Source organism: Rahnella sp. EDr1-12, assembly GCF_049206505.1.
In the GTDB taxonomy this organism is placed as follows: Bacteria; Pseudomonadota; Gammaproteobacteria; order Enterobacterales; family Enterobacteriaceae; genus Rahnella; species Rahnella rivi.
The window spans coordinates 1-417 of the sequence record NZ_JBLZNY010000023.1; the positions used below are offsets into that span (position 1 = coordinate 1).

The 417-nt window shown below is 50.8% G+C and carries 1 protein-coding gene; it reads right to left on the bottom strand.

Features of this window, described 5'->3' with window-relative positions:
* The coding region (locus tag ACO0U8_RS24215; protein WP_421671769.1) for a GTP-binding protein at positions 1-417 on the bottom strand (417 nt) is incomplete at both ends.

Here is a 417-nt window from a genome sequence, read left to right on the forward strand (position 1 = left end):
TAACAGTGTCCTTGATACCCACGATTTCAACTTCTTCGCCCACTTTAACGATACCGCGCTCTACACGACCGGTAACAACTGTACCACGGCCGGAGATGGAGAATACGTCTTCGATTGGCAGCAGGAACGGCTTATCGATAGCACGCTCTGGCAATGGAATGTAGCTATCCAGTGCTTCTGCCAGTTCGATGATTTTCGCTTCCCAAGTTGCATCGCCTTCCAGTGCTTTCAGCGCTGAACCTTTGATGACCGGGATGTCGTCGCCTGGGAATTCGTAAGCAGAAAGAAGCTCACGAACTTCCATTTCTACCAGTTCCAGCAGCTCTTCATCATCAACCATGTCGCATTTGTTCATGAACACGATCATGAATGGAACGCCAACCTGGCGACCCAGCAGGATGTGCTCACGGGTCTGAG